22 protein-coding genes are annotated in these 26,331 nt (G+C 74.2%); 13 read left to right on the forward strand and 9 right to left on the reverse strand.

Annotation, left to right across the window (positions count from 1 at the left end; translation table 11 throughout):
- Nucleotides 1–23 precede the first annotated feature (23 nt).
- A complete protein-coding gene (locus ACERUJ_RS07860; RefSeq protein ID WP_370247948.1) occupies nucleotides 24–1,529 on the reverse strand; it encodes an alpha/beta hydrolase in 1,506 nt (501 codons plus the stop codon).
- A gap of 52 nt (nucleotides 1,530–1,581) precedes the next feature.
- Nucleotides 1,582–2,028, reverse strand: a complete 447-nt coding sequence (locus tag ACERUJ_RS07865; RefSeq protein ID WP_370247949.1) for a nitroreductase family deazaflavin-dependent oxidoreductase — start codon at nucleotides 2,026–2,028, stop codon at nucleotides 1,582–1,584.
- A gap of 58 nt (nucleotides 2,029–2,086) precedes the next feature.
- On the opposite strand from ACERUJ_RS07865, the gene ACERUJ_RS07870 reads away from it, so the two are divergent.
- The 6 genes from ACERUJ_RS07870 (at nucleotide 2,087) to ACERUJ_RS07895 (ending at nucleotide 5,785) form a co-directional block, all read left to right on the forward strand.
- The gene (locus ACERUJ_RS07870; RefSeq protein WP_370247950.1) at nucleotides 2,087–3,031 is read left to right on the forward strand and encodes a 1,4-dihydroxy-2-naphthoyl-CoA synthase; all 945 of its coding nucleotides are present in this window, start codon (nucleotides 2,087–2,089) and stop codon (nucleotides 3,029–3,031) included.
- A gap of 160 nt (nucleotides 3,032–3,191) precedes the next feature.
- Nucleotides 3,192–3,455, forward strand: coding sequence for a hypothetical protein (locus ACERUJ_RS07875; protein WP_370247951.1), 264 nt, complete (start codon nucleotides 3,192–3,194; stop codon nucleotides 3,453–3,455).
- 387 nt (nucleotides 3,456–3,842) lie between these two features.
- A complete protein-coding gene (locus ACERUJ_RS07880; RefSeq protein WP_370247952.1) occupies nucleotides 3,843–4,091 on the forward strand; it encodes an addiction module protein in 249 nt (82 codons plus the stop codon).
- 463 nt (nucleotides 4,092–4,554) lie between these two features.
- Nucleotides 4,555–5,175 (forward strand): hypothetical protein, encoded by a 621-nt coding sequence (locus ACERUJ_RS07885; RefSeq protein ID WP_370247953.1) that lies wholly within the window; start codon nucleotides 4,555–4,557, stop codon nucleotides 5,173–5,175.
- Between the two features lie 32 nt (nucleotides 5,176–5,207).
- Nucleotides 5,208–5,453 carry an addiction module protein gene (locus ACERUJ_RS07890; RefSeq protein WP_370247954.1) on the forward strand — a complete coding sequence of 82 codons (246 nt, stop codon included), beginning with the start codon at nucleotides 5,208–5,210 and terminating at the stop codon, nucleotides 5,451–5,453.
- Nucleotides 5,435–5,785 (forward strand): type II toxin-antitoxin system RelE/ParE family toxin, encoded by a 351-nt coding sequence (locus ACERUJ_RS07895; protein ID WP_370247955.1) that lies wholly within the window; start codon nucleotides 5,435–5,437, stop codon nucleotides 5,783–5,785. The genes ACERUJ_RS07890 and ACERUJ_RS07895 overlap by 19 nt, the downstream gene beginning before the upstream one ends.
- Before the next feature lie 243 nt (nucleotides 5,786–6,028).
- Here ACERUJ_RS07895 and ACERUJ_RS07900 read toward each other — a convergent pair whose 3' ends face one another.
- Entirely contained in the window at nucleotides 6,029–7,183 is a 1,155-nt protein-coding gene (locus ACERUJ_RS07900; protein ID WP_370247956.1) for a hypothetical protein, read from the reverse strand.
- Between the two features lie 80 nt (nucleotides 7,184–7,263).
- On the reverse strand, nucleotides 7,264–9,819 hold the full coding sequence (locus tag ACERUJ_RS07905; protein WP_370247957.1) for a LuxR C-terminal-related transcriptional regulator: 2,556 nt from the start codon (nucleotides 9,817–9,819) through the stop codon (nucleotides 7,264–7,266).
- 155 nt (nucleotides 9,820–9,974) lie between these two features.
- Between ACERUJ_RS07905 and ACERUJ_RS07910 the strand changes: the two genes are divergently transcribed.
- Nucleotides 9,975–12,497, forward strand: coding sequence for a LuxR C-terminal-related transcriptional regulator (locus ACERUJ_RS07910; RefSeq protein WP_370247958.1), 2,523 nt, complete (start codon nucleotides 9,975–9,977; stop codon nucleotides 12,495–12,497).
- Between the two features lie 178 nt (nucleotides 12,498–12,675).
- Here ACERUJ_RS07910 and ACERUJ_RS07915 read toward each other — a convergent pair whose 3' ends face one another.
- Nucleotides 12,676–13,833 (reverse strand): hypothetical protein, encoded by a 1,158-nt coding sequence (locus ACERUJ_RS07915; RefSeq protein WP_370247959.1) that lies wholly within the window; start codon nucleotides 13,831–13,833, stop codon nucleotides 12,676–12,678.
- 104 nt (nucleotides 13,834–13,937) lie between these two features.
- Between ACERUJ_RS07915 and ACERUJ_RS07920 the strand changes: the two genes are divergently transcribed.
- From ACERUJ_RS07920 to ACERUJ_RS07935, 4 genes are read left to right on the forward strand one after another with little or no spacing between them, the layout of a single operon-like run.
- The gene (locus ACERUJ_RS07920) at nucleotides 13,938–14,717 is read left to right on the forward strand and encodes an NYN domain-containing protein (RefSeq protein WP_370247960.1); all 780 of its coding nucleotides are present in this window, start codon (nucleotides 13,938–13,940) and stop codon (nucleotides 14,715–14,717) included.
- Nucleotides 14,718–14,742: 25 nt separating this feature from the next.
- On the forward strand, nucleotides 14,743–15,147 hold the full coding sequence (locus ACERUJ_RS07925) for a hypothetical protein (RefSeq protein ID WP_370247961.1): 405 nt from the start codon (nucleotides 14,743–14,745) through the stop codon (nucleotides 15,145–15,147).
- A complete protein-coding gene (locus ACERUJ_RS07930) occupies nucleotides 15,144–15,830 on the forward strand; it encodes a class I SAM-dependent methyltransferase (protein ID WP_370247962.1) in 687 nt (228 codons plus the stop codon). Before ACERUJ_RS07925 ends, ACERUJ_RS07930 begins: the two co-directional genes overlap by 4 nt.
- Before the next feature lie 6 nt (nucleotides 15,831–15,836).
- The gene (locus tag ACERUJ_RS07935) at nucleotides 15,837–16,535 is read left to right on the forward strand and encodes an NAD-dependent deacylase (protein WP_370247963.1); all 699 of its coding nucleotides are present in this window, start codon (nucleotides 15,837–15,839) and stop codon (nucleotides 16,533–16,535) included.
- Between the two features lie 25 nt (nucleotides 16,536–16,560).
- Here the strand turns inward: ACERUJ_RS07935 and ACERUJ_RS07940 are convergent, their stop codons facing one another.
- Nucleotides 16,561–17,334 carry a TetR/AcrR family transcriptional regulator gene (locus tag ACERUJ_RS07940; RefSeq protein WP_370247964.1) on the reverse strand — a complete coding sequence of 258 codons (774 nt, stop codon included), beginning with the start codon at nucleotides 17,332–17,334 and terminating at the stop codon, nucleotides 16,561–16,563.
- A gap of 127 nt (nucleotides 17,335–17,461) precedes the next feature.
- Here ACERUJ_RS07940 and ACERUJ_RS07945 point away from each other — a divergent pair, with 127 nt between their 5' ends.
- A complete protein-coding gene (locus ACERUJ_RS07945) occupies nucleotides 17,462–19,708 on the forward strand; it encodes an MMPL family transporter (RefSeq protein WP_370247966.1) in 2,247 nt (748 codons plus the stop codon).
- 11 nt (nucleotides 19,709–19,719) lie between these two features.
- On the opposite strand, the gene treZ is transcribed toward ACERUJ_RS07945, so the two are convergent.
- From treZ to glgX, 3 genes are read right to left on the reverse strand one after another with little or no spacing between them, the layout of a single operon-like run.
- Complete coding sequence (gene treZ / locus ACERUJ_RS07950; protein ID WP_370247967.1) at nucleotides 19,720–21,498, reverse strand: malto-oligosyltrehalose trehalohydrolase; 1,779 nt, start codon at nucleotides 21,496–21,498, stop codon at nucleotides 19,720–19,722.
- Nucleotides 21,495–23,768, reverse strand: coding sequence for a malto-oligosyltrehalose synthase (gene treY / locus ACERUJ_RS07955; RefSeq protein ID WP_370247968.1), 2,274 nt, complete (start codon nucleotides 23,766–23,768; stop codon nucleotides 21,495–21,497). Before treY ends, treZ begins: the two co-directional genes overlap by 4 nt.
- Entirely contained in the window at nucleotides 23,765–26,041 is a 2,277-nt protein-coding gene (gene glgX / locus ACERUJ_RS07960) for a glycogen debranching protein GlgX (RefSeq protein ID WP_370247969.1), read from the reverse strand. The genes treY and glgX overlap by 4 nt, the downstream gene beginning before the upstream one ends.
- A gap of 149 nt (nucleotides 26,042–26,190) precedes the next feature.
- Here glgX and ACERUJ_RS07965 point away from each other — a divergent pair.
- Nucleotides 26,191–26,331, forward strand: a 141-nt coding sequence (locus ACERUJ_RS07965; RefSeq protein ID WP_370247970.1) for an acyl-CoA dehydrogenase family protein, incomplete at its 3' end; no start/stop codon positions are given.

The raw sequence follows: 26,331 nt of genomic DNA on the forward strand, positions 1-26,331 counted from the left end.
GGCCGGGTTCCGGCTGCTCCGGGTCAGTCCCGGCAGCCGACGCCGGTCACGTCGCCGTCGGTGCGACGGGTGCCGCGCTGGTCGGTGAGGGCGTAGGCCGAGCAGTGGTAAAAGCTCAGCAGCGGGTCGCGGCGCAGCCGCACCGGCGCCCAGCGGCCCGCGCCGACGGGCTCGAGGTAGCGGAACGAGCGGGCGAGCAGCGGCCGGACGCCCGCGGCGTCGCGCAGGTAGTGGTCGAGCCAGCGCTGGATGTAGACGCTGGTGAGCGCCTGGCCGTAGCGGCTGGCCGGCAGCGCGAGCGGGATGTCGGTGTACTCCAGGTGGGTCGAGCCGCGCGGCACGACGAGCAGGGAGTCCACCCCCTGCGCGCGCCAGGCGTCGAAGCCGGTGGCGCGCTCCCGCGCCGGGTCGGGGCCCTGGGGCGAGGGCTGCGGACGCAGCGAGGACCCGCCGGCGAGGAACCACGGCGAGACGGTGAAGCCGTACTCCGACTGCACGGCCAGCGCCGGCACGACCGGCCGGGTCTCCTCCGACTGCAGCTTGTCGAGGGCGATCACGGTCGACACCCGACGGTCGGTGGCCTGCACGCGCGACACCGCGCCCGCCCCCAGGGAGTGCCCGATGATCGCGACGCGGGTGGTGCGGCCCGGGGCGTTCGGCGTCGGGTCGGGCCGGCGGTCGAGCAGCTTCCAGGCGGGGTTGAACTCCTGCACGGGCGCGTCGCTCGAGGTGGGCCCGGCGTAGGGGCGGCGCGGGGTCGAGAGCAGGAACGAGAGCGCGTCGCGGGTGCCGACGGTGAAGTTCGCGAGCTGCTGCGACGGCACGCCCGCACAGCCGAACATCTCCTCGGGCAGCGGCGCGGCGAGCGGGTTGCAGAACGGCACGGCGTCGGTGGGGCCGCCGACGTGGGGCAGGGTCTCGCTGGTGCCCTGGCCCTGCACGTCGTAGGTGAGCACGACGTACCCGCGCTCGGCGAGGTCCTGGGCCAGCCACTCGTACATGCCCTGCGAGCCCTGCACCGACCCGGTGGTGATGACGACGCCGGGGTAGGGCGCGCGCAGCCGCTGGCCGGTGTAGGGGTCGCGTGCGTCCGCCAGCGGCGTCCAGACCTTGCCGCGCAGCAGCGCGCCGTAGCGGTTGGTGAAGGCCACCGGCTGCACCTCGCCGCGGGTGCCCTCCCAGCCGTCGCGCAGCGGGTTGCCGGCGTTCCAGCCGGGCACCAGGTTGCCCGGCGTGATCGCCAGCCGGGTCGGGGTGGCGGCCTGGGCCAGCAGCTGCGCGGTGCTCAGCTTGCCGATCTTCTGCGCTAGGGCGGGGAGGTAGGCGGGGTTGCCCAGCTGCCCGTCGGTGATGCGGGCGTAGGCGTCGGCGATGTTGCGCAGGTCCCGTGCCGTGTAGGCCGGGTCACTCGGACCAGTCGGCGCGGCGGAGGTCGCCGGCGTCGCGGTGAGTCCGCCCAGCAGCGGGGCGGCGAGCACGGCGGCGGCCAGGGGCAGCAGGGCGCGCGTGAGCGATCGGGGGGCAGCCATGCCCCTTCAACGAGCCGGGCGCCCCGGGGTGACGCCCGTCACCGCCGGCGGATCAGTCGCTGATCGGCTCCAGGACGAACACCGGGATCTCGCGGTCGGTCTTCGTGGCGTACTCGGCGTAGGTGGACCAGGTGGCGACGGCGAGGTCCCACCACTGCTGCCGCTCCTCACCGGTGACGATCCGGGCGCGGTAGGGCTTGGGCTCGGGACCGTCCTGGAGGTCGACGACGGGGTGGGCCACGAAGTTCTCGTACCAGGCGGGGTTCTCCGGGGCGCCGCCCTTGGAGGCGATGGCGACGTAGACGCCGTCCTTCTCCACCCGCATGACCGGGTTCTTGCGCAGCTTGCCCGACTTCGCGCCCACCGAGGTGATCACGACGATGGGGTCGTCGGTGTTCGGCAGGGTGTTGGCCTCGCGGCCGCCGGAGGCCTCATAGGCGGCGACCTGGTCGCGCACCCACTGGCTGGGGCTGGGCTCGTACTCACCGGTGAGGGTCATGTCCGGTCCAACGGCGGGGGGCGGTGGGGGATTCCCGGCGCCCGGTAGGTTGCGGGCCATGAGCGCGCTCGAGGGAGTCTCCGAGACCTTCGACCCCGAGGCCTGGGACGTCGTCCCCGGCTTCGAGGACCTGACCGACCTCACCTACCACCGGGCGAGGGCGCACGGCACGGTGCGGATCGCCTTCGACCGGCCCGACGTGCTCAACGCCTTCCGCCCCCACACGGTCGACGAGCTGCTGCGCACCCTGGAGCACGCCCGCACCTCCGCCGACGTCGGCTGCGTGCTGCTCACCGGCAACGGCCCGAGCCCCAAGAACGGCAAGCGCTCCTTCTGCACCGGCGGCGACCAGCGCATCCGCGGCCGCGCCGGCTACCAGTACGAGGACGTCGCCGCGGGGGCCGGCGACACCGGCGCCGAGGAGCCCAGCCCGATCGACAAGGCCAAGCTCGCGCGCCTGCACATCCTGGAGTGCCAGCGGCTGATCCGGTTCATGCCGAAGATCGTCATCTGCGTGGTGCCCGGCTGGGCGGCCGGCGGCGGCCACTCCCTGTTCGTCACCTGCGACCTCGCCCTGGCCTCCGCCGAGCACGCCCGCTTCAAGCAGACCGACGCCGACGTCGGCTCCTTCGACGGCGGCTACGGCTCGGCCTACCTCGCCCGCCAGGTGGGCCAGAAGTTCGCCCGCGAGATCTTCTTCCTCGGTGCTGAGTACTCCGCCGAGGACGCCGTGCGCATGGGCGCCGCCAACCGCGCCATCCCCCACGCCGAGCTCGAGGCCACCGCCCTGGAGTGGGGCCGGATCATCAACGGCAAGTCCCCCACCGCCCAGCGGATGCTGAAGTACTCCTTCAACCTCCTCGACGACGGCCTGGTCGGCCAGCAGCTCTTCGCCGGCGAGACCACCCGCCTGGCCTACATGACCGATGAGGCCCAGGAGGGCCGCGACCAGTTCCTCGAGAAGCGCGAGCCCGACTGGTCGCCCTACCCCTGGTACTACTGATCCGGCGCGTCCACCTGGACCGTCGAGCGGTGAGCGCCTCGTGCGTGGCAGATGCGTGGCAAGAGTCGCGACCTCGGCCGTGACCGCGCGGTGATCCAGCCGAGATCAGGGCATGTGCGCCGGGACCACACGAAGCCAGTGCGGCCGTAGGGTTGGCGGCATGGAGGGGGACGAATCATTCGCGGAGGCTCTGCGGCCCGGGATGATCTACGAGGATTGCTCGTTTCATCCGTGCCTCTGCACGAACGTCGAGCCTGACGGCGAAGTCAACGGCATCTCCTTGATCGATGGGTCAGCGCCGCGAGGCTGCGATCTCCACCACTGCGGGGTCGAGGTCCTGACGGTTGCCGACGTGCTGGAGATTCGTCGGGACTTCGATGCCTATGTCGCCAGACGCGTGTCGGAGCTTGGTTTGGACCGATGAGGCGAAAGGCCAGCAGGTCACAGCCCAGCCCGACGGATCGCACGCGCGACGACAACTGGCACGGCAGCCATTTCGAGCTGGCGATCAAGTTGGCGCCGGTCGACGACACCTGGTTGGAGACTGCCCTGACGACCCTTTGGAACGTCGTGCAGTTGGGCGAACCGTTCCACCGTGACGGCAGCACGGCCGACGAATCGGTGACCCGAGGCGCTGAAGCAGCCGCGAATCGCCGACTTCCACGTGGAGCACCCGCCAGCTGCGACGTACCTCGCCGGCGACCACCACCTTGGCCGGACACCGCCTCGCACGTGATGGTGGTGGCGTCGAGGGTGAGACTGTGTCATTGGTTCCCGACGGACTGTCGCCAGCCGGGCGTAGGCTGGGCCCATGGTCGCCGGGATGGAGGACATCACGCAGTTGGCGTTGACGCTCCCGGCTGACCAGCGTGCCCAGGTGGCCCAGGCACTGCTCGCAAGCCTCGACGACGCCGCCGACCCGGCCGAGGTCCATGGGGCATGGACGGCAGAGATCGCCTCTCGGGTCGACGACATCACGAGCGGTCGGGTGCAGACCCTGTCGCGGGACGAGGTCGGGGCTCAGCTCGCGGCGGACAGGTCCACGAAACAGCAGCGGTGACGCCCGACGTCCGGAATCACCCTGAGGCTCTTGCCGAGCTTCGCGCAGGGATCGCGCGGTACGAGGACCGTGTCGCTGGGCTCGGTGATCGCTTCGAGGCGGCCGCCGACGAGATGGTCGACACCATCGTCGAGTGGCCGGAGTCTGGAGCGCTCTGGCCTGGCTGGCCCAGTATCCCCGCGGTCAGGTCGCGACGCGTGGCCGGCTTCCCGGTCCGTCTTGTGCAATCGTCCAGCCCGCGGAGATCGTCGTCGTCGCGTTCGCCCACGACAAGCGGCTTCCTGGCTCCTGGCAGGAGTGGGTCAGCGGGTGACAACCCGCCTACTCCCCGCAGCTCCCGACCGACGGCCTCGGTCGGGTCGGGCGGCCACGGATCTCGCATCGACGACCTCGCTCGGCGGAGCATCGGGTACTTCCGCCAGCGCCAGGGCCACACGCCTCCTGCACGGTGAGGTTCACGACCATGGCAGCGACCACGGACGAGCAGACGTACCGCTACGTCCGCCCCTCCGAGCTCAGCTTCGCCGCCGGCCGGGCCGACCTGATGCTCGCCCCGAGCGGTGGTCGCACGGCGGCCGGCCCGGCCACGCACCCCTACTTCTTCGACGACCTCCTCGGCCACCCTGAACAGGCCGCAGCCGCGTTGCTCGCGGTGGCCACGGTCGCGCGTACCCGCTTCTACCTGCCACCCGGCATGGTCGCGGCGATCCTGCGCGCCGCCGACCCCGTGGTCACCAGCAACATCGACCGACTCCGCTTCGAGAGCTTCTCCGCCTGCTGCGGCGTGTACGCCCGGTACGACCTGCTGCCCGGGACCCTCGACGGCACCGTGCTCGACACCGGCACCACCAACGTCGACTTCAACCCGCCGATGCGTGATGCACCCGCGCGTATCGGCGGGGGCGAACCCCTGCACCTCCGAGTCGGCGAGGACGTCGTGGTGCGGACGCTGGACACCGAGGTGACCGAGAAGAGGGTCCCGCTTCCCGAGCGATGGCTCAAGGAATTCGCCGAGGTCGATGAGCTGGCCGCTGGCACGTTGTCGATGCTCGCCGGGGCAGCCAGACGACTCCTCAAGGCCTGATGGTTGTCCGGCGTCGCGCGTAGGGTGGGGGCATGTCGGTGAGCGAGTCCGAGGCCTACGAGGCGGCGATGTCCCTGCCCGCTGACGCACGCCGACGGCTGGCGATCCGGTTGCTCGAGTCGGTGGACCCGGACGAGGCCTTCGACCAGGCAGCTGAGTCGTGGCTGCGGACTGAAGCGGCCGCGGCGTACGACGCCCTCAAGGCCGACCCGTCCCGTGCGATCCCGGCTGAGGATGTTCGGGCCCGCTTCGAGGCCAAGTGGGCCGCCCGTTCATGACGGGCCGGATCAACCTCACTCCGGAAGCCGAACGGCAACTCAACGAGATCGACGATTGGATCGCCAAGAACGCGACTGCTGAGGTTGCTCGGCGCTTCGTCTCGGCGATCCTCGAACACGTCGACGGGATCCTCGTGTTCCCTCACGCTGGGCGGGCGCGCGACGACGTACGGCCGGGGATGCGGACCACCACCTACAAGAAGCGCACTCTTGTCGCTTACGAGGTCGACGAGTCTGGGGGCGAGCTCGTGGTCAACATCCTCGGGGTGTTCCACGGCGGCCAGACCTGGGAGGCCGCACTCAGCTCCGACGAAGACTCATCACAGGGCTGACGACGTGGCCCCATGCGTGGGGAAAGGTGGCAGCAGAGTCGTTAGCGGCCCTTGGCGCCCAACGTCGACCATCATCTTTCCTCAGGTCAGCGGTATCACGCCCTCGATGTCCACCAACTGCCGCTGAGCGTGCCGCGGTTCGTGGGTACTACCGGGCCACGAGGCACGGACGCCGATCGCCGACCACCCGTGAGGGGCGGCCGGCGATCGGTGGGGCTTGACCGGGACGTCGGGCGGGGACGGTCAGCGCACGCGGAACCGGTCGGTGCCGGAGCGCTTGCTGGCGGCGCCGACGGCGGTCACGCGCCAGGCGCCCTTCGCGGCCTTGCGCAGCTTCACCGCGACCCGGACGGTGCCGGTGGCCGAGGCCGTGGCGGCGGCGGTGAAGCGCTTGGTGCCGGTGCCGCGGCCGCCGGTGAGGACGAGCGCCACCCGCTCGCCGGGCTTGAAGCGGGCGCCGGTGACGGTCACCTTCCTGCCGGCCTTCGCCGAGGGCGGGGCGGCGACGGTGGCGGGGGCGGCGGTCACCTGGATCCGCGTGGTGGCGGCCTTGGGTCCGTTGGCCGCCCGCACCACGACCGAGCTGCCGGGAGGGGCGAAGGCCGGCACGACGACGTTGCCCGCGAAGGCGCCGGACTGGTCGATCGGGAGGGTGCCGGCCACGATGCCGCCGACGCTGATGGTGGCGCGGGCGGGCGGCTCGGTGGGGGCGGCGGCGAGCAGGTGACGCCCGGAGACCCGGACCGAGGCGCCCTGGCGGGCCGACCCGCGGTCGACGGTGACCTCGGGGGTGGCGGTGAGGTCGTAGACCGCGACGCTCAGCAGCGTCGGCGGATTGACGATGCGGTCGCAGATGAACTTGTACTCGCGCAGGTCGCCGCCGCTGTCGCGGCCCGAGACGAAGACCTCCGCCGTGGACACGCCGTAGTCGTAGATGTCGGCGAAGCCCAGTGAGACGTCGTTCTCGATCTCGCCGATCGGCTGTGCCGCGGAGCCGTCGAGGCTGCCGATGGTGATGGTCTGGCCGAGCAGCAGGTTCAGGCCGCCGGCGTCGACCAGCTCGACCTCGGGGTAGAGCGTGGTGTCGGTGGCGAGGTCGATCGGGATCAGCCCGGCGGGGAGGGCACCGATCGTCAGCTCGGCGGTGACCGTCGTGCCCGCCGCGATCGGGGTCGGCATGGTGAAGGTCATCGTCGGCGACCAGGCGATGTTGTCCTTGATGCGCGTGTTGGCGCCGAAGGGCTCCTCGCGCAGCTCGCAGTCCGTGAACGGGACCGTCGCGGAGGCGGTCGCCGCCTGGGCGCTGCTCGTGAGCGCGCCTCCGACGGCGGTGAGGCTGGAGAGGGTCAGGACAGCGAGTCCGAGGCGGGTGGTGACGGACGGGCGGAGACGGGACACGGAGGTCCTCCCTGGTCGGGGACGGATCGATGGCGGGCCGAGCACACCAGCGCACCGCCTCCGGCGTCGTGAGTAGGGCGCTACTCAGCCCCGAGCGCCGCCGCCAGCCCGGAGCGCCCCCGCACCCCGAGCTTGGTGTAGATCCGGGTCAGGTGGTTGTCCACGGTGCGCACCGAGAGCCCCAGCCGCTCGGCGACGTCGCGGCTGCGCAGCCCCCGCGACGCGAGCAGCGCGATCTCGCGCTCTCGTGGGGAGAGGGCGGCGGCGTCGGGCGCCGGGGGCCAGAGCCGCCCGTCGCGCCGCAGCAGGGCAGCATGGTCACGGCAGCGCTCGGCGGCTCCGCGGGAGCCGCGATCGCGGTGGCGCTCCGCCGCGATCTCCAGTGCGTGTGCCGACCGGCCCGACATCCCGAGGTCGGCCAGGGCGCCGGCCGCGCGTTCCAGCGCCGCCGCGTCGTCACCCACGAGCGCGGTCGCGCGGTCGGCCAGCGCGGCCATGAGCCGGCTGCGCCCGGCCTCGCGGGCGAGCAGGGAGGCGAGCCCGTCGGCGTCCGGGCCGCTCGGGGCGACCATGAGCGCCTCGTCGTACGCCAGCAGCGCGAGGTGGGTGTGGGACTGTGCGGCCGCCCGGTCGGCGGCCTCCCGCAGCAGGCGCGCGGCGTCCCCGGGGCGGGCCGCGTGCTCCAGCGCCGCCTCGACCCGGGCCAGGTGGAGCACGACCTTGGGGTCCTCCCGGGCCTCGGCGGGAAGCGTCGCGATCAGGTCGCGGGCCGGGTCCCCGCGACCCTGCCGCGCCTCCAGCGCGGCGAGGAGCGCGCGTGCGGTGGGGTGCAGGCCGGTGACGTCGCGCCAGGCCAGGTGGTGCACGGCCCGGCGGGCCCGCGCGGTCGCCGATCCCAGCAGCCCGAGGTGGAGGTCGAACTCGGCGCGGGCGTACTCCCACATGCCGACGGCGGGGTGCTCCCGCGCCACCGCCTCCTCGTAGCCCGCGGTGGCCCGGGCGTCGGCCCCGGCCAGGTCGCCGGCGAACACCGCGGCGAGGTAGCCCGAGAGCGCGAGCAGGTCGGCGCTGTGCGGCGGCGCCGCCGGCACCCGGTCGACCAGCGGGAGCGCCTCGGTCACGATGGCCGCGGCCTGCTCGAGCGGGCCGTCGAGCGAGGCCACCATCGCCTCGATCAGGGCGACGCCGATCCGGTCGGCGTCGTCGAGCGCCTGCTGCGCGGCGCGGGGCAGCACCGCGCGATCACTCGGTGCGCCGGCCATCAGCCGCCACTTGACGAGGTCCACCTCGAGCGCGGCGACCGCCTCCCGGGGCAGCCGGTCGAGCAGCCCGCCCACCTCGGCCACCGCAGCCGCAGGATCCTCCAGGTCGATCGCCAGCACGACGCCGAGGGCGCGTCCCACCTGCGTCAGGAGCTCGCCCGCGGCCGTGCGGGCGGCCTGCCGCAGGTCGTCGCGGGCGCCGAGCGCGTCCCCGGTCGCGGCCCGGGCCCGGCCGCGCACCAGGAGCGTCTCGGGATCCGGGGACGGCGCGCCGAGCGCCGCCAGCAGGTCGAGGGCCTCGCGCGCCCGGTGGCACCGCAGCTCCTCGGTGGCGGCCTCACGCAGCACGTCGTCGGGGACAGGACACCCGTGGGCGACGTCGAGCAGCGCACGCACGGCTCTGGCGGCCCTGGCGGCGGGGGCGGCCGGGGCGGCGTCGACCGGGTCGAGCGTCCGGAGCCGCTGCTGGGCGGCGGCGGTGACGGCGCGCACCGCCGCGGTCCCGAGGTCCTCCACGACGACGGCGCGCACGACGTCGTCGCCCGGCACGACCAGTCCGGTCTCGCCGGGCTCGAGTCGCAGCAGGCCGCTGGCCAGGGCCCGGTCGAGCGCGGCGGGGTCGAGGGCGTCCTCGGGGAATCGGCCGACGACGCACACCGTGTCGATCTCGGCGCGGTCCTGCGGGAGGCAGCCCGCCAGCCGGGCTCCGACCTCCCGGCGCAGCGTCTCGGTGAGCAGTCCCGGTCCGAGGCGGAGACCGGCGGGGGTCGGCTCGGCGTCCGGGGCGCCCGCGGCGATCAGCTCCACCACGCGGCCTGGGAGTCCCCGGCCGGCGCGCACCAGGCGGGCGAGCGAGGGCACGTCCAGCGGATCGTGCCCCTCGGCCTCGGCCAGCGCGGCGACCTCCTCCACGCTCAACGGCGGCAGCGGGCGGTGGTGCAGGGGGAGGTCGCCGAGGTCGCGCAGCACGGCGGGGAGGTCGCCGAGACTGGTGACGACGAGCGGCACCCCGGCCCGTGCGCACTGGGCGGCCAGGACGCCGGTGGCGTGGTCGGCGGCGTCGATGTCGTCGATCAGCACCGCGGTCCCGCGCGCACGCAGCAGCCGGGGCAGGGCCGTGTAGATCTCGAGGGTGGTCCGCTCGGCCAGACCAAGGGCGGTGAGCAGCGGGGCGACCGGGGCGAGCGGGATGCCGTCCACCGCGTCGCGGCCCGCGATCCGGGCGAGGTCGACGCCCCGTGCCTCCAGGCGGCTCGCGACGTCGTGCAGGGTGGCGGACCGGCCGGATCCGACCGGGCCCGTGACGAGCACCAGGCACGGCGCGCCGAGCAACGACGCGATGCCGTCCGCGAGTCCCCGCCGCGCCGACCCCACGCCCGCACGGTAACCGGCACCTCCGAATCGTGGGTGAGCAACGACCTACTCTGTCGGCGTCGTGGCGCAGGCGGCAGCATCGCCCGACGGCGGCTGTCCGAGGGTCGGTCCGGGTTCCGGAGAGGAGCGGTGTGCGGGCGAGTGCGAGTGGGCCGATGCGGGGCACGGCGCCGATCGGGCGGGACGACGTCCTGCAGACGCTGGCCCGTCATCCGGCCGTCCTGCTCGTCGGGGAGCGGGGTCTGGGTCTCACCGCGGTGCTGGCGGCGGTCGCCGACCAGCGCGGTGCGGCGCTGCTGCACGGCGGCGAGGCCGTCGTCGGGGTGCCCTTCGTGCCGGCCACCCGGTTGCTGGCCGACCTCGATCTCGCGGACGCGGAGCCGCTGCGCGTGCTCACCCAGGCGCCGCCCCGGCTGCTCGCCGCCGGCCGGGGCCTCGTGGTCGACGACGCCGATCGGCTCGACGACACGACCGCGGTGCTGCTCGCGCAGGCCGCGCGCGCCGGCGTACCCCTCGTGGTGGGTGCCCCCGGCCCGGGCGGCCTGCCCGCGGCGTTGCGCGACGTCGTGCTGACGCTGCCCCGCGTGGACCTGGGGCCGCTGCCGGAACCGGTGGCCAACGCCGTGGCCGACGCCCGGGCCGAGGCCGTGGGCGGCGCGCCGCTCGACCCGCCGTCGCGGTCGGCCCTGCGACGCCGTGTCGAGGGTCGCCCGGGCCTGATCGTGGCCCTGCTCGACGCCGCGTTCGCGGAGGGTGCTGCGACCCCCACTCCGGCGGGGCTGCACCTGACCCGCTTGCCCGTCACGCCGCGGGTCCTGGGGCTGCTCGGCGTCGCGGCCGACGACGTCGCCCGGCATCGTCCGATCCTGCAGCGCCTCGCGCTCGCCGGCCCGCTCCCGGTGGCCGTGGTCGGGCCGGGGCTGGAGGCGGCGGTGGCCACCGGGCTGGTGGAGGAGGACGGGGAGACGGCCCGGCTGCGCAGTCCCCTGCTCGGCGACCTGGTGCGTCCGGCGCTGTCCGGTGCCCGACGTCGTCGGATCGTCCGGGAGATCGCGGACGAGCTCGCCGCTCACGGCGGAGCCTCCGGCGGTGAGGAGGGCCGGCCGGCAGTGCTCCGGACGGTGGGCGGCTCGGGCGAGGCCGTCGCGGAGGCCGTCGCGTGGCTGCGCTCGCAGGACCGCCGTGAGGAGGCCCTGGAGGTGCTCGACGCACTGCCGGCGTCACGGGCGGAGGAGGCCACCGCGCTGCTGTGCCGCGCCGACGTGCTCGCCGATCTCGGCCGGGTCGAGGAGGCGCTCCGCCTGCTCGACCGTGTCGCCGACGACGGATGTCCGGAGACCACCGCGGCGGTGATCGCGCGCTGGGCGGAGATCCTCGGCGGCGAGGCCCGCGACGACGATCGGCTCGAACGACGGGTGAGGGAGGTCGGCGCGCGCCTCGACGCCCCGCGCCGCGCCGAGGTGACGGCCCTGCTGGCGCGACGTCGGGTCATCCGCGGTGCCCGCCAGGACGACGGTCACGGCGACCGCTGGGCGGCGCTGCTGCGGGAGACGCTCACCGGGTCGCTGACGGGCGCCCGGCGGGCGGCCGAGGCGGGGGCGGGTCGGTCCGTGGGGACGAGCCCGACCGCCCACCTGCGCACGCTCGTCCGGTTCCTCTCCCTGGTCTACGACGGCGAGATCGTCGCCGCCCGTGAGATCGCCGAGCGCGAGTTCGCCCGTGCCGACCGCACGGCCGACCCGCTGCTGGGGCTCTGGAGCTACAACCGCACCAAGATCGCGGTGCACGCCGGCCAGGCGGCGGCCGCCGTCCGGCTCGGGGCGCAGATGTGTCGCCATCTCGCCTGGCGCGATCCGTTCGGCCTCGCGGCGTCCGGCTCCGCCCTGCACGCCTCGGCGCTGGCCCGCACCGGGCGCAGCGACCGCGCCCACGCTCTGCTCGAGACCCTCGTCGAGGACGATCTGCTGCTGCCGCGGGCCCGGATCGGCCGGGCCCGCGTCCTGGCGCAGGACGCGATCGAGGACGGCGACCCGGCGGCGGCGTCCGCGGTGCTCGCGGAGGCCGGCCGCTTCGCGAGCGAGCACGACGAGGCGCACTCGGGGCTGCTGGCGCTCGACGAGGCGTTCTGGGTCGCGCCCACGGCCCGTGCTGCCGCGGCGCTGGAGGCCGCCGATGGGCGCAGTGGCCTCGCGACTGCCTTCGCCGCGCGGGCCCGCGCCCTCCTCGCCGGCGACGCCGACGCCCTGGCCGTGGTCGCGGCGGACCTGGAGCGGATGATCCAGCCCGGCCGCGCCGCGGCCACCTGGCTCGCGGTGGAGCGGCTCCACCTCCCCCACGACTCCGCCGCGGCCGAGCACGCGCGCCGGCAGGCGGTGCGACTGCAGCTCGCGTGGGGCGCCCATCCGTGGCCGCTGCCGTTCGAGGACGCCGTCCGGTTGACGCCGCGCGAGCGGGAGATCGCGGGCCAGGCCGCGGTGCGCCGCTCCAGCCGCGACATCGCCCACGACCTGGGGCTCAGCGCGCGCACGGTGGACAACCATCTCGCGCGGGTGTTCCGCAAGCTCGGCCTGAGCGCCCGGGAGGAGTTGGCTGAGGTGCTCGGGTTGCTCGTGGCCGCCGACCCGGCGGCCCGTGGCGGCGTCGCCTCAGGGCGTGGTCGGACGCAGAGCCAGCAGTAGACGTGCTCGCCCTGCCCCCGGGGCGTGGCGGGCGAGGTCGGAGAGCCGCAGCAGCAGGTCGGTCAGGACGTCGGGGTCGCCCTCGCGCCGCCCCGGTGGGTGGTGGCGGCGGCCGCCTCCGGGGTCGGGGCGCAGAACCAGTCGACGAGCCGTCCTGCGGTGGTCTCCCGGCCGTCGTTCAGCGCACTCGGAACGTGTCGCTGCCGGGCCGGCCGCTGGAGCGGCCGAGGGCGGTGACGGTCCAGGACCCGGAGGCGGCCCGGGCGAGGGTGACGACGGCGTCGAGCTGGCCTCGACGATCGGCGGTGGCGACCAGGGTGTAGCGGCGGGTGCCGGCGCCCGTGCCGCCCGCGAGGGTCAGGGCGACCCGCTCGCCGGGCTTGAACTCGGCGCCGGTGAGCCGCAGCCTCGCGCCGCTGCGGACGGCGGCGGGGGCGGCGAGCTTCGCCTTCCGGGCCTCGATCGTGATCCGGGCGCGCGCCACCCGGGAGCCGTTGGTGGCGGTGACCTTGAGGTCGCGGCCCGGCGGCAGGAACTCCGGGATGGCGAGCGTCGGCACGCCGCCGCCGGTGCCGTCGAGGGGCACGCGCGCGAGCACGGTCCCGTCGAGGCGCAGCACCACCCGGGCCGGCGGGTCGGTGGGCGCGGCGGTGAGCATGTTGCGCAGACCGAACGACACCGGCTGGCCCTGGCGGGCTGAGAACAGGCCGGGGGAGAGCACCGGGTCGGCGTCGAGGTCGTACACCGCGACGTCGCGCAGGGCGGGCGGTCGCTGGAGCCGGTCGCAGGTGAAGCGGAAGTCGCGGTCGCTCCACGCGCCGTCGGTGCCGACCACCGCGACGACGACCGCGACCGCCCGATACGTGGTGAACCCGGAGTTCGGCTCCGAGACCATGCCGTCGATCAGTGGCAGCGGGAGCGCCTGGCCGGCGTTGAAGCTGTCCACCGTCGCCGAGGTGCTCAGGTTCTGCGGGAACTCCTGGTCGTCGCTCCCGAGCAGCATCGACGCCGTGACCGTGGCGGAGAACAGGTCGGACGGGAAGGTGCCGGCGGGCAGGTCGGTGAGGCCGATCTGGGCGGGCTGGGCGGTCCGGGCGGGCATGACGCCGGGAACGTCGAGGCTGATGGTCGGGGACCAGCTCTGGTTCCGCGCCAGGGTCGTCGGGGTGCCGTCGCTGAAGTCCTCCAGCACGCAGTTGGTGAAGGACACCGTGGTCGAGACGGGTGCGGCGGTCGCCGTCGGCGCCGCCGGGAGGGCGGCCAGCCCGGCGGCCGCGAGGACGAGCACGGTGAGCCGGGCGGGGAGGCGGGCGGGGAGAGCGGGACGGAGGCGCACGCGCGCAGTCCACCACGGACGAACGCTGCCTGTCGACGGAGCCCGCGCCGGTTCCGTCGGCCCGCCCCGGTGGCGGCTGTCGGTGGTCGGTGCGAAGGTGGGGCATGGCCTCGGACTCGCGCGTCGCGATCTACATCGACTTCGACAACGTGGTGATCTCCCGCGCCAGCCAGGTCAAGGAGACCGGCGGGTCCGCCACCGTGGCGATCGACGTGCTGCTCGACTTCGCGACCCGCTACGGCCGACTCACGATCTCCCGGGCCTACGCCGACTGGTCGGTGAAGAAGAACGCCGACTACCAGGAGCAGCTCGTCGCGCGTGCCGTCGAGCTCGTGCAGCTGTTCCCGGCGTCCAAGACCAAGAACGGCGCCGACATCCGGCTCGCGGTCGACGCGATCGAGGACCTCTACCTGCACCCCGACCTCACCCACGTCGTCATCGCGGCCGGCGACTCCGACTTCGTGCCGCTGGCGCAGCGGGCCCGGCGGCTGGGGCGGGTGGTGCTCGGCGTCGGTGTGGCGGGGTCGGTGAGCCGGGCCCTCGCCAGCGCCTGCGACGTCTATGCGGACTACGACGAGCTGCTCGGTGCTCGTGCTGACCTCGAGCGTCACGTCGAGGAGACCGAGTCGGCCTCCGCGTCGGTCACGAGCAGTGGCACCCCGGCTCGTCGTCGGGCGTTCCCGCTCATCATCGAGGCGCTGCGAGGTCTGGCGGCGCAGTACCCCGATCGCGACTGGCATCCGCTCTCGGCGGTGAAGGTCCAGGTCTTGCGCCTGGAGCCGACCTTCGCCGAGGCCGACTACGGAGCCTCGGGGTTCGGTGATCTGATCTCCCGCTACGGCGGGCAGGTGGAGGTCGCGGAGAACCGGGCCCGACTGCGATGATCGCCGCCGCAGGGAGGGGGAGTCGATGATCCGCGCGAATCCGGCCCGGGCGCTGGCGTTCGTGGTGCTGGCGGCGGCCGTGCTGCTCGCGGTGCTCGCCGCGGTCGCGGTGGACGGCGACGTCGTCGACGTCGCCCGCGGCTACGCCAACCGCGACGACCACCTCGCCGCGATCGGGCTGTGGTGGGTGGTGCTCGCCCCGGCGGCCCTGTTCATCGCCGTCTCCTTCGCCTGGCGCGGGCTCTGGCCCTGGGCCCCGCTCGTGGTGGCGCACGCCGTGGTCGCCACGGTGGCGGTCGTGCGGGTGGACGAGCTGCACGAGCGCGACGTCGTGGCCGCCCTCGTGGCGCTGCTCCTCACCGGGGTGCTCTCGGTGGTCTCGGTGGCGGCCGGCCGCTCGCGGGTCGACCCCGCGCGGGGCGCGTGGTGAGCGCGGTCCGGGGCGACGGCGTGGCCGGCGCGGACGGCAGTGACCGCACGCTGTGGCAGCGCGTGGCCAGTGCCGGGGCGGGCGAGGACTACGCCGCGGTGTACGCCGACCGGTTCCGCCGCGCCGCCGCCCGCGGGGAGGACATCCACGGCGAGGCCCACTTCGTGCAGGCCCTGCTCCCGGGGCCCGCGCGGGTGCTCGACGCCGGCTGCGGCACCGGACGCCTCGGCACCCGGCTGGCCGAGCTGGGCCACGACGTCGTCGGCTGCGACCTCGACCCCGCGATGATCGAGGTGGCCCGCCGCGAGTCGCCCCACCTGGACTGGCGGGTGGCCGACCTCGCCGACGCCGAGTCCCTCGCGGCGCTGGGCCGGTTCGACCTCGTCGCGCTGGCCGGCAACGTCGTCCCGTTCCTCGAGCCCGGCACGCTCGCCGCGGCTGCCCGCAGCATCGCGATGCTGCTGCGGCCCGGCGGCCTCGCCGTCGTGGGCTACGGCCACGACGCCGACCACGTGCCCGCCGGCTGCCCCGTCGTCGACCCCGACGACGTCGACGCCGCGTTCCTCGCCGCCGGCCTCACGGCGTCGGCCCACCACGGCACCTGGGCCGGCGACCCCTGGGAGCGCGCGGGCGGCTACCGGGTGAGCGTCTGGCGGCAGCCGGTCGTGCCGGGCTTAGGCTGACGCCTCGTGAGGATCGTGGTGCTGACCGGAGCCGGTATCTCGGCGGAGAGCGGCGTGCCCACGTTCCGCGACGCCGACGGACTGTGGGAGGGCCACCACATCGAGGACGTCGCCACCCCCGAGGCGTACCTGCGCCAGCCCACCGCGGTGCAGCGCTTCTACGACGCGCGCCGCGCCGCGCTCGCCGGCGTCGAGCCCAACCCGGCCCACACCGCGCTGGCGCGGCTCGAGGACGCCATCGGCGACGACCTGTTCCTCGTCACCCAGAACATCGACGACCTGCACGAGCGCGGCGGCAGCCGTCGGGTGCACCACATGCACGGCGAGCTGCTCAAGGCGCTGTGCTCGAACTGCGGCTGCCGCACCGAGTGGACCGGCGACCTGGTGGACTTCCCGCCGTGCCCCCGCTGCGGGCTGCCCGAGCTGCGCCCCGACGTCGTGTGGTTCGGCGAGGTGCCCTACGGCATGGACGTGATCCTGGCCGAGCTCGAGCAGGCCGAGCTGTTCGTCTCCATCGGCACCTCCGGCGCGGTGTACCCGGCTGCGGGGTTCGTGCAGGTCGCGCGTCGCAACGGCGCAGCCACCCTCGAGCTCAACCTCGAGCCCAGCGAGGGCAGCATCTTCTTCCGCCAGGCCCGCCAGGGGCGTGCCGGCGACCTCGTGCCCGCCTGGGTGGACGAGGTGCTCGCGGGCCTGATCGCCTGACCCCTCGTCCGAGGCCTCGTGACCCTCAGTGGGTCCAGGGGAGCGCGAGCTGGGCGCGCATCTGGACGCGGCGCTGCGCCATCTCGGCGTCGTCGATGCCGAGGGTGGGGGCGAAGCGGGAGATGACGTCGAGGTACATCTCGCCGCTGTCGATCACCCGCGGGTCGAGGTGGCCCATGACCTCGAGGGCGACGATGCCGTAGAGCTGGGTCCAGCCCTGCATGTAGATCCAGACCAGGCCGCGGTCCTCGGCGGCGATCTTCTCGACCTTCGCCGGCATCAGCGGGTCGGCGAGGACCTCGCGCATGCTCTCGGGCAGCTCCTCCAGGGCCGGCACCGGGAAGCGGCGGTCGAGCCAGACCTCGAGGATGAGGTCGGTGAAGAGCACCCCGGAGCTGGCGACGGTGATCATCTCGCGCCGCAGGCAGGCCGACTCGGCGACGGGGTTGGCGAACACGAGCGTGAACTCGTGGGGGTTGGCCAGAGCCCAGCGTCGGAACTCGGTGGCGGCGGCGAGCAGCCGCCCCACATGGTCGTCAGGAGCGACGGCGTCGGCCGCGACGGCGAAGCGGGCCGTGGCGGCCTTGTCGACCTCGAAGGCCACGAGGTCCACCAGTTCCTGGTAGCTCGCGACGTAGCGGTACAGCGCCGGGGCGGTCATCCCCATCGCCCCGGCCACGGCGCGCAGCGACAGCTCGGCGCCCTCGCGCAGCAGCGCCCGCGACACCTCCACGATCTCGGCGAACGTCGCCTCGCGCTGGCGCTCGCGTCGGGTCGTGGGGGCGGCGGTGGGGGTCACGGCGGGTGGCTCCTGGTGCGGTCGAGGAGGTGTTGACGTGATGAGTTTACACCGTTTACCGTTAATGGTGTTAACCAAAGCGACGACCCGTCACCGGAGTTGTCGATGATCTCAGGAAGGTGCGGCGATGATCGATCGCTGGAGTGCGGTGGTGGCCCGGCGGGCCCGCCTGGTGCTGGTGGGAGGGCTGCTGGCCACGCTGCTGGCGGCCGTGTACGGGCTCGGTGTGTTCGACCGTCTCGCCCAGGGCGGGTTCGACGACCCGGGCTCGGAGGCGTCGCAGGCCCTCGACCTCGAGCGCGAGACCTTCGGCAACCGCGGCGTCGACGTCGTCGCCGTGTACTCCGACCCCGACCTGCGGGCCGACGAGCCCGCCTTCCAGCAGGCCGTCGCCGACGTCGTCGACGCGCTCCCGGCGGGCGCCGTCTCCTCGGTCGTGCCCTACTACGCCGCACCGGAGGGCATCGCCGAGCGGCTCGTGAGCGCCGACGGCCACCACGCCCAGGTCCTGATCTCCCTGGCCGGGGCCACCCAGGACGACTTCCTCGCCAGCTACGACGAGATCTCGCCGCTGCTGCCGGCCGGCGGCGGACTCGAGACCTCGGTGGCCGGTGCCTACGCCGTGTACGACGACGTCAACGCGATCACGTCGGAGGACCTCAAGCGTGCCGAGCTGATCTCGCTGCCGCTGGTCGTGCTGCTCGCCCTGCTGATCTTCGGCAGCCTCGTGGCGGCCTCCATGCCTGCCGTGGTCGGTGTCATCGCGCTGCTCGGGGCGCTGGCGGTGCTGCGCCTGCTCACCACGGTCACCGACGTCAGCGTGTTCGCCGTCAACGTGGTCTCGCTGATCGGCATCGGCCTGGCCATCGACTACGCCCTGTTCATCATCAGCCGCTTCCGCGAGGAGCTGGCGCTGCTGCCCGAGGCGCCGGAGTCCGCCGGACTCGCGATGCGCCGCACCCTGGCCACCGCCGGCCGCACCGTGCTGTTCTCGGGGCTCACCGTGGCCGCCGCCATGGCGAGCCTGCTGATCTTCCCGCAGGGTTTCCTGCGCTCGATGGGCTACGGCGGCGTGGCCGCGGTGCTCGTGGCCGTCGCCGCGGCCCTCACCGTGCTGCCCGCCGCGCTGGTGCTCCTCGGCCGTCGCGTGGACGCCGGCCGGCTGCCGTGGCGTCGTCGGGCCGCGGCCGCGAGCGGGCACGGCTCCGACGGCGGCCGCTGGGCCGCCCTGGCCCGCGGCGTGATGCGCCGACCCGTGGCCGTGAGCGTCGGCGTGGTGGCCCTGCTGCTGCTCATCGCCTCGCCGTTCCTCGGCGTGCGCTGGGGCAGCGTCGACTACCGCGTGCTGCCCGAGGACGCCCCGGCCCACCAGGCCGCGGTGCTGATCAACGACGAGTTCGGCCCCGAGACCAGCCAGGCCTCCCTGCTCTTCGACGACGTGCCGGCCGCCGACGTCGAGGCCACCCTCGCCGCGGCCGCCCGCGTGCCCGGCGTGGTCGACGTGCAGACCATCGCCACCCAGGCCACCGACGACGGTCCGCGCACGCTGGCCCGCGTGACCTGGGAGGGCAACAGCCAGACCGAGGCCTCGCAGCAGCTGGTCGAGCAGCTGCGCGACCTCGCCCCCGCGCAGGGCGACCTGCTGGTCGGCGGCCTGAGCGCCGAGACGGTCGACCTCATCGACTCCGTCGGCTCGCACCTGCCGTGGATGGGCGCGATCGTCGTGGCGGTCATGCTGGTGCTGCTCTTCCTCGCCTTCGGCTCGATCGTGCTGCCGCTCAAGGCGATCGCGATGAACCTGGTCTCGATCGGCGCCGCGTTCGGCGTCATCACGTGGATCTTCAGCGACGGCCACCTCGCCGGCCTGCTCGGCTTCACGCCGCAGGGATTCCTCGACGCCACCAACCCGATCCTGATGCTGGCCATCCTGTTCGGCCTCTCGATGGACTACGAGGTCTTCCTGCTCTCCCGGGTGCGCGAGCAGTGGGACCGCACCGGTGACAACGACCTCGCCGTCGCCACCGGTGTGCAGAAGACCGGCCGGATCATCACCTCCGCCGCGCTCCTGCTCGGTGTGGTGATCGGCGCCTTCGGCACCAGCGGCATCGTGTTCATGAAGATGCTCGGCATCGGGATGCTGGTGGCGCTGCTCATCGACGCCACGTTGGTGCGGGCGCTGCTCGTGCCGGCCACCATGAAGCTGCTGGGCGACTGGAACTGGTACGCCCCCGGTCCGCTGGCCCGGTGGTGGGAGCGGTTCGGGTTCCGCGAGGGCCCCGAGGCCGGGGAGGACGCCGACGTCGTCGTCGCGGAGCGGCCCTACGGATCCGGCGCCGCCGAGGCGGGTGGCCCGGAGCTGACCCCGGTCCCCTGACGGGGACGGGCTCAGGTGCGGACCAGCACCCCGGAACCGGGCGGCAGGGAGAGGGGACCCGCTCCCTGGCCGTCCACGCTGGCGGTGGCCGCCAGCACCTCCCAGGCGGGGGCGTCGGAGTCGCTGAGGACGACGGCGCCCTCGCCGAGGTTGACCACCACCTGCAGCGGGCCGCGGTGCAGGCGCACGACCCGCGTGGTCTCGTCGACCTCGCAGCGCACGGCGTGCAGGGCGGAGTCGGTGAGGGCGGGCTCGGTGCGGCGCAGCCGGCCCAGGGTGCGGTAGAGCTCCAGCAGCCGGGCGCCGCGCCCGTGCTCGGCCTCGCTCCAGTCCAGGTGGGAGCGGGCGAAGGTGTCGGGGTCCTGCGGGTCGGGCACGACCGCCGCGTCCCACCCCATCGCCGCGAACTCCTCGATCCGGCCCCGCGCCGTGGCCTCACCCAGGTCGGGCTCGGGGTGGGAGGTGAAGAAGCAGAACGGCGTGGTGGCGCCCCACTCCTCGCCCATGAACAGCATCGGGGTGAACGGCGAGCACAGGATGAGCAGCGCCGCGCAGCCGAGCCGGTCCTCGTCGAGGTGGGCGGTGAGGCGGTCGCCGACGGCCCGGTTGCCGATCTGGTCGTGGTTCTGGCTGCACACCACCAGCCGCCACCCCGGCGTGGTGGCGCGATCGATCGGCCGGCCGTGCTCGCGGCCCCGGAACGAGGACCACGTGCCGTCGTGGAAGAACCCGCCCTCCAGCACCTTGGCCAGCGCGGTGAGGGGCTCGAAGTCGGCGTAGTAGCCGGTGGTCTCACCGGTCAGGGCCACGTGCACGGCGTGGTGCACGTCGTCGCTCCACTGGGCGTCCAGGCCGTAGCCGCCGGCCTCGCGCGGGGTGATGAGCGTGGGGTCGTTGAGGTCGGACTCGGCGATGAGGGTGAGCGGTCGTCCCAGGTGCGCCGAGAGTGCCGCCGTCTCGACCGCCATCTCCTCCAGCAGGTGCACCGGCGAGTCGTCGTGCAGCGCGTGCACGGCGTCCAGGCGCAGCGCGTCGACGTGGAAGTCGCGGAACCACATCGCGACGTCGTCGAGGATGAGGCGCCGCACCTCGGCGGCGTCGGGGCCGTCGAGGTTGACCAGGTCGCCCCAGGTGTTGCGCCCGGTCTTCAGGTACGGCCCGAACTCGGGCAGGTAGTTGCCCGAGGGGCCGAGGTGGTTGTGCACGACGTCCTGCACCACGCCCAGGCCGTGGGCGTGCGCGGCGTCGACGAACCGGCGGTACGCCTCCGGTCCGCCGTAGGCCTCGTGCACGGTGAACCACAGCACGCCGTCGTAGCCCCAGTTGTGCACGCCGTTGAACCCGTTGACCGGCAACAGCTCCACCAGGTCGACGCCGAGGTCGCGCAGGTGCGGCAGCCGCGTGATCGCCGCGTCCAGCGTGCCCTCGGGGGTGAAGGTGCCCAGGTGCAGCTCGTAGATCATCGCCCCGGCCAGCTGCCGCCCGGTCCAGGCCCGGTCGGTCCAGGCGAAGGCCGCCGGGTCGTCGGTGCGCGAGAGGGCGTGGACGCCGTCGGGCTGGCGCCGCGAGCGCGGGTCGGGCCGCGGCGTCTCGGCGTCGTCGAGCAGGTAGCCGTAGTCGACCTCGCCGTCCGGCACCGGTGCGTCGGGGGTCCACCAGCCGGCGCGATCGGCCACCGGACGCATCGGGACGACCTGTCCGGCCACGTGCAGCCGCACCCGCGAGGCCCGCGGCGCCCAGACGTCGAACCGGGTCAGCGGGCGCTCGGCGCGGGCGGGGTCGGGGGTCATGCGTCCTCCGGGAGCAGCAGGGCCACCGGTGCGGTGGCGAGCAGGTCGGCGAGCCTGGGCGTGGCGGGCCGGCCCGACAGCACGTCGCGGTACCCCGCGAGGGCATCGGGGGGCAGGTCGAGCCGGGTGTCGCCCCAGCCGCCGGCGGCGGCCAGCCCCAGCGGCAGCCGGGTGCCCACGGTGATCGCGCCGGTGCCCGGCTCCTTGCCGCGGCTGAAGGCGAGCACATGCGCGGCCGCGGGTCCCGACGCCGTCAGCCCGGCGTAGCCGGTGAACGCCTCGGGCCGGTCGCGGCGTGCGGTGAGCGCGGCGCGCACGAGGTCGAGCTTGGCCCGCTCGGGGTGGGGCAGGGCGGGGTCGGTGAGCAGCCGTCGTCGCAGGTCGTGGTCGACGGGGCGGCGGTTGTCGGGGTCGACCAGGCTGCGCTCGGCCAGCTCGCTGCCCTGGTAGACGTCCGGTGCGCCGGGGGCAGTGAGCGCCACCAGCTTGGCGGTGAGGCTGTTGCTCCACCCCGGCCCGACGACGAGGTCGAGCAGGCCGGTCAGCACCTCGCCCACCGCCGGGGAGTCGAACGCCGCGTCGACGGCGGCGTGCACCGCCGCCTCCGCCGCCTCGTCGGGGGCGGTCCAGGTGGTGATCTCCCCGGCCTCGCGCAACGCCTTGGTGGCGTAGGCGTGCAGCCGCGCCCGCAGGTCGGGGTCGCCCGGCTCCCAGGCACCCAGCACGGTCTGCCACAGCAGCGGCGCGAACGTCGCCGAGCCGATCGGGGCGAGCGTCGTGAGCCGCTCGAGCGCGGCGCTCCAGCGGCGCGGCATCTCGGCCAGCACCGTGATGCGGGCCCGCACGTCCTCGCCGCGCTTGGTGTCGTGGGTGCTGGTGGTGGTCATCGCGTGCGGCCACCGCTCCTGCCGCTGCGCCATCGCGACGTGGAAGTCGGGTACCGGCACGGCGAACCACGACGGGTCGCCGCCCACCTCGGTGAGCGAGACCAGGCGCGGGTAGCGGTAGCACGCGGTGTCCTCGACACCCTTGGCCACGACCGCCCCGGTGGTCTGCTGGAAGCGCAGCGCGGCCGGCTGCGCGGGGTCGGCGAGCACGGCGTGCACCGCCCGCAGCACCGCGCGCAGGTCGGGCCGCCAGAGCGCGGCGCGCTCCACGGCCTCGCCGAGGTGGTCGGCGCCGGTGGTGGCCGTCGCGGTCAGGTAGGTGCGGTAGACCCCGAAGCAGGCCGCGATCTCGGCGACGGCGTCGACCAGCACGTCCTGCGGGTGCGGCAGCGGCGGGAGCTCGCGCACGACCCGGCGGACCTCCGAGCCGAGCATCCCCTCGGCCGCGGCGCGGGTGGCGGTGTGGGCGACGTCGTCCCAGTCCAGCTCCGAGCCGGGCAGGGCGGCCTCGGCGGCAGGATCGGTGAGCACCCGGTCGATCAGGCCGAGCACCTCGTAGCCGGTGGTGCCGGCGCAGGCCCAGTCCTGCGGCAGCTCCTCGCCACGCTCCAGGATCTTCTCCACCACCACGTGGGCGTCGCCGGTGAGCCGCGCCAGGTCGCGCAGGTAGCCGGCGGGGTCGCGCAGGCCGTCGGGGTGGTCGATCCGCAGCCCGTCCACCAGGCCCTCGGCGAACCAGCGGCCCACCTCGGCGTGGGTCTCGTCGAAGACCCACGGCACCTCCACCCGCACCCCGGCCAGGGTCGTGACGGCGAAGAACCGGCGCCAGTTCAGGTGGTGGTCGGCCTCGCGCCACGGCACCAGCTCCACGCCGGCGCCGTCGGGGTACCGGTGGTCGTAGTACCGCAGCTCCGGCCCGTCGGGGCCCGCCGCGCGCTGCACGTCGCCGCGCGCGTCGGCGTCGGCGAGCACGGGGATGCGCACCCGGCCCGCACCCGCGGCCCAGTCGACGTCGAACGCCTCGGCGTAGCGGGAGGCCTCGCCGTGGGCCAGCAGGTCCCACCACCAGCGGTTGTGGGCCGGGACGGCCACGCCCATGTGGTTGGGCACGAGGTCCACCATCACGCCCAGCCCGGCGGCGTGCGCGGCCTCGGCGAGCGCCCGCAGGCCCTCGCGACCGCCGCGGGCGGCGTCGACGTCGTCGTGGGCGACGACGTCGTAGCCGTGGTCGGAGCCCGGCTCGGCCGGCAGGAGCGGGGAGAGGTAGACCCAGTCGACGCCGAGGTCGGCCAGGTACGGCACCAGCGCGGCGGCGGCGTGGAGGTCGAAGGCCGCCCGGACCTGCAGCCGGTAGGTGCTCACCGGACGCCGCGGCGCGTTCATCCGCGTCCCTCCTGCTGCGCGGCCACGCTCGCCGCGGCCGAGAGGTCGGGGGCGGCCTCGGGGGCGGTGTGCTCGACCAGCACCAGCATCGAGCGCGCCGCGATCGGCACCTGCTGCTCCGCCGCGAGCGGTGCGCCGGTGGGCGCCGCGGAGCCGGTGTCGAAGGCGACGTCCCAGCGGGCGGCGTACTCGGCCGGCGGCAGGGTGAGGGTGACGGCGTCGCCGGGGTTGAAGTACAGCAGCACGTGGTCGTCGACGATCGGCTCGCCGCGAGGGTCCACCCCGGCGATGCCGCGGCCGTTGAGGTACATCCCCAGCAGGGTCTCCTCCGACTCCCAGTCGCCGTCCTCCAGCGCCGCGCCGGAGACGCCGAGCCACACGATGTCGTTGAGCCGCTCGCCGTCGCCGGCGCGCACGGTGGTGCCGGTGAAGAAGCGGCGGCGGCAGAAGGTGGGGTGGCGGCGGCGGAAGTCGATGAGCGCGCGGGTGAAGTCGAGCAGCGGCTGGTCGACGCGGCTCCAGTCCACCCAGGCGATCTCGGAGTCCTGGGCGTAGACGTTGTTGTTGCCGCCCTGGCTGCGGCCCAGGTCGTCGCCGTGCAGCAGCATCGGCACGCCTTGGGAGAGCAGCAGGGTGGCCAGCAGGTTGCGCTGGCTGGTGGCGCGCGCGGCCAGCACCGCGGCGTCGTCGGTCTCGCCCTCCACGCCGTGGTTCCAGGACCGGTTGTGGTCCTCGCCGTCGCGGGAGTCCTCGCCGTTGGCCTCGTTGTGCTTGTGGTCGTAGCTCACCAGGTCGCGCAGCGTGAACCCGTCGTGGGCGGTGACGAAGTTGATCGAGGCGAAGGGCCGGCGGCCGCTGTGCTCGTAGAGGTCGGAGGAGCCGGCCACCCGGGAGGCGAACGCGCCGCGCGAGGGCGCGCCGAGCCAGAAGTCGCGCACGGTGTCGCGGTAGGCGCCGTTCCACTCCGACCACTGCGGCGGGAAGCCGCCCACCTGGTAGCCGCCGGGGCCGACGTCCCACGGCTCGGCGATCAGCTTGACCTGCGAGACCACCGGGTCCTGCTGCACGAGCTCGAAGAAGGTGGCCAGCCGGTCGACGTCGTAGAACTCCCGTGCCAGCGCGGAGGCGAGGTCGAAGCGGAAGCCGTCCACGTGCATCTCGGTGACCCAGTAGCGCAGCGAGTCCATGATCAGCTGCAGCGCGTGCGGGTGGCGCACGTTGAGGGAGTTCCCGGTGCCGGTGTAGTCCATGTAGTAGCGCGGGTCGTCCTCCACCAGCCGGTAGTAGGCGGCGTTGTCGATGCCGCGGAACCCCAGCGTGGGGCCGAGGTGGTTGCCCTCGGCGGTGTGGTTGTAGACGACGTCGAGGATGACCTCGATGCCGGCCGCGTGGAGCGCCTTGACCATCGCCTTGAACTCCGCCACCTGCTGCCCCGCGCCGCCGCGCACCCCGGTGACGGGGTCGGCCACCGAGTACGCGGCGTGGGGGGCGAGGAAGGCCAGGGTCTGGTAGCCCCAGTAGTTGCGCAGCCCGCGCTCCACCAGCGTGGCGTCGTGCACGAACTGGTGCACCGGCATCAGCTCCACCGCGGTGACGCCGAGCCGGGTGAGGTGGTCGATCACCGCCGGGTGCGCCATGCCGGCGTAGGTGCCGCGCAGCTCCGGCGGCACCTCGGGGTGCCGGTGGGTGAGGCCCTTGACGTGGGCCTCGTAGATCACCGACTCGTGGTACGGCACCCGGGGTGCGCGATCGCCCTCCCAGTCGAACCACGGGTTGGTGACGACGCCGAGGGTCATGTGCGGCCCGGAGTCGTCGTCGTTGCGCTCCTCGGGGGAGCCGAAGGTGTAGCCGAACAGCGGCTGGCCCCACGTGATCTCGCGCGTCGTGGCCTTGGCGTAGGGGTCGAGCAGCAGCTTGCTCGGGTTGCAGCGCAGCCCGCGGGCGGGGTCCCAGGGGCCGTGCACCCGGAAGCCGTAGCGCTGGCCGGGGCCGACGCCGGGCAGGAAGGCGTGCCACACGTGCGCGTCGACCTCGGTGAGCTCGATCCGGGTCTCGCGGTGCCCGCCGGTCCCGGCGGACCCCTCGGTGTCGCCGTCGTCGACCAGGCACAGCTCCACGCCCTCGGCCACCTCGCTGAACAGTGCGACGTTGGTGCCGCTGCCGTCGTAGGTCGCGCCGAGCGGGTACGCCTGGCCGGGCCAGACCGCGGGCGCGGCCGGGGTGCCGGCGGTGTCGGGCGTGTCGGGGCTGTCGGGGCTGTCGGGGGTGGTCATGAGGACCGCCTTCCAGGGGGTTGGATCGATCCAATCACACGGCTCCGCATCGGGGGAGGCTCCGCGGGGGCCCGGTGTGACCGAGATCGCTCCGCGCGGTGGCGGGCGCACCTGTCCGGGATGTGTTACCCGCCAGTAGAATCCCGCGCATGAAGCGTGAGATCTACGGTGAGGACCACGAGGCGTTCCGGTCCTCGGTGCGTGAGTTCCTGGAGCGTTCGGTGATCCCCCACGTGGAGGACTACGCCACGAACAAGGCCATCCCGCGGGAGTTCTGGCTCGAGGCCGGC

Source organism: Nocardioides sp. (genome assembly GCF_964228225.1).
GTDB lineage: Bacteria > Actinomycetota > Actinomycetes > Propionibacteriales > Nocardioidaceae > Nocardioides.

Excerpts from the sequence above, each read along its gene's own strand:
- ACERUJ_RS07860 (WP_370247948.1), bottom strand. The coding sequence starts at position 1,529 with ATGGCTGCCCCCCGATCGCTCACGCGCGCCCTGCTGCCCCTGGCCGCC.
- ACERUJ_RS07865 (WP_370247949.1), bottom strand. The coding sequence starts at position 2,028 with ATGACCCTCACCGGTGAGTACGAGCCCAGCCCCAGCCAGTGGGTGCGC.
- ACERUJ_RS07870 (WP_370247950.1), top strand. The coding sequence starts at position 2,087 with ATGAGCGCGCTCGAGGGAGTCTCCGAGACCTTCGACCCCGAGGCCTGG.
- ACERUJ_RS07875 (WP_370247951.1), top strand. The coding sequence starts at position 3,192 with ATGGAGGGGGACGAATCATTCGCGGAGGCTCTGCGGCCCGGGATGATC.
- ACERUJ_RS07880 (WP_370247952.1), top strand. The coding sequence starts at position 3,843 with ATGGTCGCCGGGATGGAGGACATCACGCAGTTGGCGTTGACGCTCCCG.
- ACERUJ_RS07885 (WP_370247953.1), top strand. The coding sequence starts at position 4,555 with ATGGCAGCGACCACGGACGAGCAGACGTACCGCTACGTCCGCCCCTCC.
- ACERUJ_RS07890 (WP_370247954.1), top strand. The coding sequence starts at position 5,208 with ATGTCGGTGAGCGAGTCCGAGGCCTACGAGGCGGCGATGTCCCTGCCC.
- ACERUJ_RS07910 (WP_370247958.1), top strand. The coding sequence starts at position 9,975 with ATGCGGGGCACGGCGCCGATCGGGCGGGACGACGTCCTGCAGACGCTG.
- ACERUJ_RS07920 (WP_370247960.1), top strand. The coding sequence starts at position 13,938 with ATGGCCTCGGACTCGCGCGTCGCGATCTACATCGACTTCGACAACGTG.
- ACERUJ_RS07925 (WP_370247961.1), top strand. The coding sequence starts at position 14,743 with ATGATCCGCGCGAATCCGGCCCGGGCGCTGGCGTTCGTGGTGCTGGCG.
- ACERUJ_RS07945 (WP_370247966.1), top strand. The coding sequence starts at position 17,462 with ATGATCGATCGCTGGAGTGCGGTGGTGGCCCGGCGGGCCCGCCTGGTG.
- treZ (WP_370247967.1), bottom strand. The coding sequence starts at position 21,498 with ATGACCCCCGACCCCGCCCGCGCCGAGCGCCCGCTGACCCGGTTCGAC.
- treY (WP_370247968.1), bottom strand. The coding sequence starts at position 23,768 with ATGAACGCGCCGCGGCGTCCGGTGAGCACCTACCGGCTGCAGGTCCGG.
- glgX (WP_370247969.1), bottom strand. The coding sequence starts at position 26,041 with ATGACCACCCCCGACAGCCCCGACAGCCCCGACACGCCCGACACCGCC.